The 7,266-nt window shown below is 67.5% G+C and carries 4 protein-coding genes; all 4 read right to left on the reverse strand.

The genetic code is table 11. The annotated features are described in order from the left end of the window. Positions 1–2,331 (reverse strand): sensor domain-containing protein (locus tag AC1DYX_RS25340; protein WP_477264018.1); only part of this gene is annotated, 2,331 nt, incomplete at its 3' end. 139 nt (positions 2,332–2,470) lie between these two features. Beyond that, complete coding sequence (gene prpF, locus AC1DYX_RS25345) at positions 2,471–3,661, reverse strand: 2-methylaconitate cis-trans isomerase PrpF (RefSeq protein WP_477264020.1); 1,191 nt, start codon at positions 3,659–3,661, stop codon at positions 2,471–2,473. Between the two features lie 125 nt (positions 3,662–3,786). Beyond that, the gene (gene acnD / locus AC1DYX_RS25350; RefSeq protein ID WP_477264022.1) at positions 3,787–6,402 is read right to left on the reverse strand and encodes a Fe/S-dependent 2-methylisocitrate dehydratase AcnD; all 2,616 of its coding nucleotides are present in this window, start codon (positions 6,400–6,402) and stop codon (positions 3,787–3,789) included. 15 nt (positions 6,403–6,417) lie between these two features. Further along, positions 6,418–7,266, reverse strand: an 849-nt coding sequence (gene prpC / locus AC1DYX_RS25355; protein WP_477264024.1) for a bifunctional 2-methylcitrate synthase/citrate synthase, incomplete at its 5' end; no start/stop codon positions are given.

The raw sequence follows: 7,266 nt of genomic DNA on the forward strand, positions 1-7,266 counted from the left end.
CTGCCAGGCCATGGACTGCTCGCAGGCGCGCCGGATCACCCATTCGCCGACCGGCACGATCAGCCCGTTCTCTTCCAGCAGGGGGATGAAGTCGTCGGGCGAGACGAGGCCCTGCTCCGGATGGCGCCAGCGCAGCAGCACTTCCAGGCCGTGCACGCGGCCGTCCTGCGCGCCGACGATGGGCTGGTAGAACAGCGCGAATTCCTCGCGCAGCAGCGCGCCGCGCAGCCGCGTCTCCAGCTCGAAATAGCGCGCCGCCGAATTCATCGGCTCGGCGTAGAACTGGTAGTTGTTGCGGCCGGACGCCTTGGCGTGGTACATCGCCGCATCCGCCTTGCGCATCAGGCTCGCTGCGTCCTCGCCGTCGTCCGGGTACAGGCAGATGCCGATCGACGGCGAGATGTGCAGGCTGCGCCCTTCGAATTCGACGGGCGCCGCCAGCGCCTCGATGATCTTGTCGCCGACGAGGCCGCACTCCTCGGCAGCGTGCACGCCGGGCACCAGCACCACGAATTCGTCGCCGCCCAGCCGGGCAACGGTGTCGCTGGCGCGCACGACGCGGCACAGGCGTTGCGCCACTTGCTTCAACAGGTGATCGCCCGTCAGGTGGCCGAGCGAGTCGTTGATCGTCTTGAAACGGTCCAGGTCGATGAACAGCAGCGCGAGCCGGGTGCGGTCGCGCCGCGCCGCCAGCAGCGCGCGGTCGAGCCGGTCGGACAGCAGCGCGCGGTTCGGCAGGCCCGTGAGCGCGTCGTGGTAGGCCATGTGGTGCACGCGCGCCTCGACCTGGCGCCGTTCCACGATCTCCGCCTGCAGTTCCGCCGTGCGTTCCTGCACCCGCACCTCGAGCTCGTCGCGCGCGCGGCGCAGCGCGGCGGCCGCCTCGTGCTGCGCGGTGACGTCGTCGATCAGCCAGACGCTGCGCCCGCCCTGCTCGGCCATGTCGAACGGCCGGCCCGACAGGCGCGCCCAGAAGCGCCGGCCGTCGCGCCGCACCAGTTCATACTCGGCCATGTGGATGCGGCCCGCGGCGAAGTCGCGCCGGGTCTGGTCGCGCGCGGCCAGCCAGCCGGCCTGGTCGGGATACAGGTTACGCACGGGCAGCCCCTCGATGCTGCCGCCATGGTGACCGAACAACTCTTCCATCTTGCGGTTGCAATGCAGGGTGCGGCCGTGCTCGACGACGGCAATGCCCAGCACGGCGTTGTCGAGGATTGCCTGGTTTTCCAGCAGCGCGTTGCGCAGTGATTCCTCGGCCGCCTTCTGGCCCGTGYGGTCCTCGATCATCCAGATCATCGTGCCGGTGCCCAGCTCCTGCGGGTTGACGGCGTAGCCGATCATGTTCACCCACATCGGCGTGCCATCGCGGCGCACCATCGTCGTCTCGGTCTTGAACGAACCGCCCAGGCCCAGCACGCCGTATGCGGTGTGGCCCATCTCGGCGAATGCGGTATCGTCGGGATACAGCACGCGCGCGGACAGTCCCAGCGCCTCGCCGGGCGCATAGCCGAACATCGCGCCGAAGCACCCGTTGTAGCGGGTGATCGTGCGCTCGCGCGTGAAAAAGATCCCGATCGTGGCATTGGTCATGATCGCCTGGATCTCCGTGAGCGCCTGGCGCGCTTCCGTGACGTCTTCCACGATCCACACGGTGCCGGCCTCGCGCGCGCTCGGGTCGACGGCCTTGGCGCGGATGCGGCACCAGATCGTGCTGCCGTCGCGGCGGCGCAGCGGCACTTCGCTCTTTTCGAACAGTCCCCCGCTGGCCAGTACGGTCACGGCTTCGCCCATGAACGACTCGTAACGGGTGCGCGAAGAAAAGATCTGGGCCGGGCTGTGGTTGATCACTTCTGCCGGCGCATAACCCAGCATTTCGGCCATGCGCGGGTTGCACGACTTGACGAGCTCGGGCAAAGTGACGGCGATACCGACCGGCGCATGCTCGACCACCGCGGCCTGTTCCAGCAGGCGTCCACGCAGCGCGGCCTGGCCGCCGTCAAACGTGAGCACGTCGCCGAACACGAACGTGGCGCCCGCGCCGACGCCGGGCGGCAATGGCTTCGCGCGCACTTCCACGGGACGACCCTGCGGGCCGCGGTCGACCAGCGCATCCCAGCGCCGCTCGCCGGCCAGCGCCAGGCGGATCTCGACCGCCATGGCCGCCGCCGTGTGTGCGCAGAACAGCGAAACCAGCGGGCGGCCCTCGACGGCGCCACCGGCCAGTTCAAGCAGCGCCGCGTTCGCGGCCCAGATCGTGCCTTGCGCGTCACAGGCGCAGGCAGGCGCGGCGATCATTGCCAATGCGTCGGCCACAAAGGCCGGTATGCTCATTCCCCGATCCATCTTTCTTTCCCGGACGGGCCCACTGCCGGAGCCCTTCGTCGACCTGATCGATCATATCCGAAAATCAACCAAATTTATGGCCTGGAAAGATGAATTTCAGTTTCTGATGCACCGCGACAACGCTTGGTTAACATGTGTTACCCGGAACACGTACCCAGCCTTCCATCAGCACGCGGGCACTCCTGCTCATGACGGCTTTCGTCACGACCCAGTCGCCGCCTTCCTGGCGCGCCTCGGCGCCCACGCGCAGCGTGCCGGACGGGTGGCCGAAGCGCACGGCATCGTGCGCGCGTCCGCCCGCCGCGAGGCTGACCAGCGTGCCCGGAATCGCGGCCGCCGTGCCGATCGCGACGGCGGCCGTGCCCATCATCGCATGATGCAGCTTGCCCATCGACAGGGCGCGCACGAGCAGGTCGATATCGTCCGCCTCGACCCGCTTGCCGCTCGACGCCGTGTAGCCGCTTGGGGCCGCGACGAAGGCGACTTTCGGCGTGTGCTGGCGCCGCGCGGCCTCTTCCAGGTGGGCGATCAGGCCCATGCGCATGGCGCCATGGGCACGGATCGCCTCGAACATCGCCAGCGCCTTTGGATCGCCGTTGATGGCGTCCTGCAGCTCCGTGCCCGTGTAGCCGATATCGGCCGCGTTGACGAAGATGGTCGGGATGCCGGCGTTGATCAGCGTGGCCTTCAAGGTGCCGACGCCGGGCACGTCGAGGTCGTCGACCAAGTTTCCGGTCGGAAACATTGCACCACCACCTTCTCCCTCCTCGGCGGCGGGATCCATGAATTCGAGTTGCACCTCGGCCGCCGGAAACGTCACGCCATCCAGCTCGAAGTCGCCCGTCTCCTGCACCTGGCCGTCCGTGACGGGCACGTGGGCGACGATCGTCTTGCCGATGTTGGCCTGCCAGATGCGCACGACGACCGTGCCGTTGTCCGGAATGCGGGCGGGATCGATGAAACCGTTGGCGATGGCGTACGGGCCGATCGCGGCCGACAGATTGCCGCAGTTGCCGCTCCAGTCGATGAACGGCTTGTCGATGGCGACCTGGCCGAACAGGTAGTCGACGTCGTGGCCGGGACGGGTGCTGGGCGCGACGATGACGGTCTTGCTCGTGCTCGACGTGGCGCCGCCCATGCCGTCGATGTGCTTGCCGTACGGGTCGGGGCTGCCGATCACGCGCAGCAGGAAGCGGTCGCGCGCTTCGCCGGGGGCCTGTGCCGCGTCGGGCAGGTCTTGCAGGCGGAAGAACACGCCTTTGCTCGTGCCGCCGCGCATGTAGACGGCGGGGATTCTGATTTGGGGTACGTGGGCCATTATATAAGTTCCAATGATAGGTAGGGTGGGCACCCGGTGCCCACGCGGACGCATGCGGTACGCGAACGTTACGCGTGGGCACGTTTCATTTGGGGCCCCCGGCCCCAAATGCCCACCCTACGTTGTTACGCCGCGACCTTCGAGGAGGCGAGGAAATCCTGCGCGAAGCGCTGCAACACCCCGCCCGCCTCGTAGATCGACACTTCCTCGGCCGTGTCGAGCCGGCAGACCACGGGCACCTCGACGGTCTCGCCGGACTTCCGGTGGATCACCAGCGTCAGCGTCGCCCGCGGCGTGCGCTCGCCCACGACATCGAAGGTCTCMGTGCCGTCGATGCCCAAGGTGAGCCGAGTCGTCCCCGGCTGGAACTCCAGCGGCAGCACGCCCATGCCGACAAGGTTCGTGCGGTGGATGCGCTCGAAGCCCTCGGCCACGATCGCTTCCACGCCGGCCAGGCGCACGCCCTTGGCGGCCCAGTCGCGCGACGAGCCCTGCCCATAATCCGCGCCCGCGATCACGATCAGCGGCTGCCTGCGCGCCATGTACGTCTCGATCGCTTCCCACATCCGCGTCACGGTGCCTTCCGGCTCGATGCGCGCGAGCGAACCGGCGCGCACCGGCGCGCCGGCCGCGCTGCCGTCCGGATTGCGCACCATCTCGTTCTTCAGGGTCGGGTTCGCGAACGTGGCGCGCTGCGCCGTCAGGTGGTCGCCCCGGTGCGTCGCGTACGAGTTGAAGTCTTCTTCCGGCAGGCCCATCTTCGCGAGGTATTCGCCCGCGGCGCTGTTCATCATGATCGCGTTCGACGGCGACAAATGATCGGTCGTGATGTTGTCGCCCAGGACCGCCAGCGGCCGCATGCCTTTCAGCGTGCGCTCGCCGGCGAGCGCGCCTTCCCAGTACGGCGGACGGCGGATGTAGGTGCTCATCGGGCGCCAGTCGTACAGCGGGCTCACGGCCTCGCCGCCGGACGCGCGGCGCGCGAACATGATGTCGTAGACCTTGCGGAACTGCTGCGGCTTGACGGCCTGCTCGACGACGGCGTCGATCTCCGCGTCGCTCGGCCAGATGTCGGCCAGCCGCACCGGCTTGCCGTCGGCATCGACGCCCAGCACGTCCTTCTCGATGTCGAAGCGGATCGTGCCCGCGATCGCGTACGCGACGACGAGCGCCGGCGACGCGAGGAAGGCCTGCTTCGCATACGGGTGGATGCGGCCGTCGAAATTGCGGTTGCCCGACAGGACCGCCGTGGCGTACAGGTCGCGTTCGACGATCTCCCGCTGGATCGCGGGATCCAGCGCGCCCGACATGCCGTTACAGGTCGTGCAGGCGAAGGCGACGACGCCGAAGCCCAGCTTCTCGAGTTCCGGCAGCAGCCCGGCTTCTTCCAGGTACAGCGGCACCGCTTTCGAACCCGGCGCCAGCGACGACTTGACCCACGGCTTGCGCGCCAGCCCGCGCGCGTTCGCGTTGCGCGCGAGGAGGCCCGCCGCGACCATGTTGCGCGGGTTGTTCGTGTTCGTGCAGCTCGTGATGGCGGCGATGATGACGGCGCCGTCCGGCATCAGTCCCGGCTCGTTCTCGACGGTGCCCGTGATCCCATGCTGCGCCAGTTCGCTCGTCGCGACGCGCTTGTGCGGGTTCGACGGACCGGCGATATTGCGCACGACGGTCGCCAGGTCGAAGCGGAGCGTCCGCTCGTACTGCACATTCGTCAACGTATCGGCCCACAGGCCCGTTTCCTTCGCATACAGCTCGACCAGGTTCACGAGTTCGTCGTCGCGGCCCGTCAGCCTGAGGTACTTGATGGTCTGCTCGTCGATGGCGAACATCGCCGCGGTGGCGCCGTATTCCGGGGCCATGTTGGAGATCGTCGCGCGGTCGCCCAGCGTGAGGTTCGCGGCGCCCTCGCCGTAGAACTCGAGATAGGCCGACACGACCTTCGATTTGCGCAGGAATTCCGTCAGCGCCAGCACGATGTCGGTCGCGGTGATGCCTGGTTGCGGCTTGCCCGTCAGCTCGACGCCGACGATGTCGGGCAAACGCATCCAGGACGCACGGCCCAGCATGACGCTCTCCGCTTCCAGGCCGCCGACGCCGATGGCGATCACGCCCAGCGCATCGACCATCGGCGTGTGCGAGTCGGTGCCGACGAGCGTGTCGGGGAATGCGACGCCGTCCTTGACCTGCACGACTGGGCTCATGCGCTCCAGGTTGATCTGGTGCAGGATGCCGTTCCCCGGCGGGATCACGTCGACGTTCTCGAAGGCCTTCTTCGTCCATTCGATGAAGTGGAAGCGGTCTTCGTTGCGGCGGTCCTCGATGGCGCGGTTCTTCGCGAAGGCGTCCGGATCGAAGCCGCCGCATTCCACCGCGAGCGAGTGGTCGACGACGAGCTGCGTCGGCACCACCGGGTTCACGAGCGCGGGGTTGCCGCCCTCCTGCGCGATGGCGTCGCGCAGGCCGGCCAGGTCGACCAGCGCGGTCTGGCCGAGGATGTCGTGGCAAACGACGCGCGCCGGGAACCACGGGAAATCGAGGTCGCGCTTGCGCTCGATGAGTTGCTTCAGCGACGGCACCAGAGCGACCGGGTCGCAGCGGCGCACGAGGTTCTCGGCCAGCACGCGCGAGGTGTACGGCAGGGTGTCCCAGGCGCCGGGCTGGATGTCCTCGACGGCCGCGCGGGCGTCGAAGTGATGCAGGTTCGTTCCCTGCAGAGGTGTGCGATATTGACTGTTCATGATGGCACTCCCGGATTACTTGCGATCGGCCAGCGGCACGAATACCAGGTCTTCCGGCCCGACGTAGTTCGCACTCGGGCGGATGATCTTGTTGTCGATGCGCTGCTCGACGACGTGCGCGGACCAGCCCGACGTGCGCGAGATGACAAACAGCGGCGTGAACATCGCCGTCGGCACGCCCATCATGTGGTAGGAGACGGCCGAGAACCAGTCGAGGTTGGGGAACATCTTCTTCACTTCCCACATGACGGATTCCAGGCGCTCGGCGATGTCGAACATCTTCATCGAGCCCGCGCTTTGCGACAGCGTGCGTGCCACTTCCTTGATCACCTTGTTGCGCGGGTCGGAAATCGTGTAGACCGGGTGGCCGAAGCCGATCACGACTTCCTTGTTGGCCACGCGGTTGCGGATGTCCGCTTCCGCCTCGTCCGCGTTTTCGTAGCGCTTCTGGATCTCGAACGCGGCTTCGTTGGCGCCGCCGTGCTTCGGACCGCGCAGCGCGCCGATCGCGCCCGTGATCGCGGAGTAGATGTCGGAGCCGGTACCGGCCACGACGCGGGCCGTAAAGGTCGAGGCGTTGAACTCGTGTTCCGCGTACAGGATCAGCGAGGTGTGCATCGCCTTCACCCATTCCGCGGACGGCTTGACGCCGTGCAGCAGGTGCAGGAAGTGGCCGCCGATCGAATCGTCGTCCGTCTCGACGTCGATGCGCTTGCCATTATGGCTGTAGTGGTACCAGTACAGCAGCATCGAGCCGAACGACGCCATCAGGCGGTCGGCGATGTCGCGTGCGCCGGCGACGTTGTGGTCGTCCTTTTCCGGCAGCACGCAGCCGAGGACCGACGCGCCGGTGCGCATCACATC

Source organism: Massilia sp. P2_C2 (genome assembly GCF_056404615.1).